This is a genomic window from Flavobacterium bomense, from assembly GCF_003970355.1.
The window spans coordinates 646-1,285 of record NZ_RYDJ01000141.1 but is presented as its reverse complement, the minus strand read 5'-3'; the positions used below and the strand labels follow the sequence as shown (position 1 = coordinate 1,285).

Genomic DNA, 640 nt, shown 5'->3' with positions numbered 1-640 from the left:
ACTTTGTGCCAATGAAAAAAGTATATCTCGATAACGCTTCAACTACCCAACTGCGTCCCGAAGTCATTCAAGAAATGACAAAAGTATTGACGGAAGATTTTGGAAATCCATCGTCAACGCACAGTTTTGGGCGAAATGCCAAAAGTGTTTTGGAGCTTTCCAGAAAGTCAATTGCCAAGTATTTGAATGCTTCTGCACCAGAAATCATCTTCACTTCTTGTGGAACCGAAGCCAATAATTGGATACTTCGCTCCGCAGTTAAGGATTTACAAGTTAAAAGAATAATTTTAAGTAAAATAGAGCATCACGCTGTTTTACATACTGTTGAACGTTTACAAAATGAATTTGGAATCCAGGTAGATTATGTAGCAGTCAAACGCAATGGTGAAATTGACATTACTGATTTAGTAGATTTGCTTTCCCAAGATATAAAAACGGTAGTGAGTTTAATGCAAGTGAATAACGAAATTGGAACTGTTTTAAATGTTGAAAAAGTAGGCCGAATTTGCGAGCAACACAACGCCCTTTTTCATTCGGATATGGTGCAATCTGTTGGCAAGTTGGAAATTGATTTAAAATCTATTCCAATTGATTTTATGGTAGCCAGTGCGCATAAATTTCACGGTCCAAAAGGAATTGG

The 640-nt window shown here is 36.9% G+C and carries 1 protein-coding gene; it reads left to right on the top strand.

Annotated features, from left to right (window positions below):
* Positions 1-11: 11 nt before the first annotated feature.
* Positions 12-640: cysteine desulfurase family protein (locus EKL98_RS18260; RefSeq protein WP_233589471.1), on the top strand; the 629-nt coding region annotated here is incomplete at its 3' end.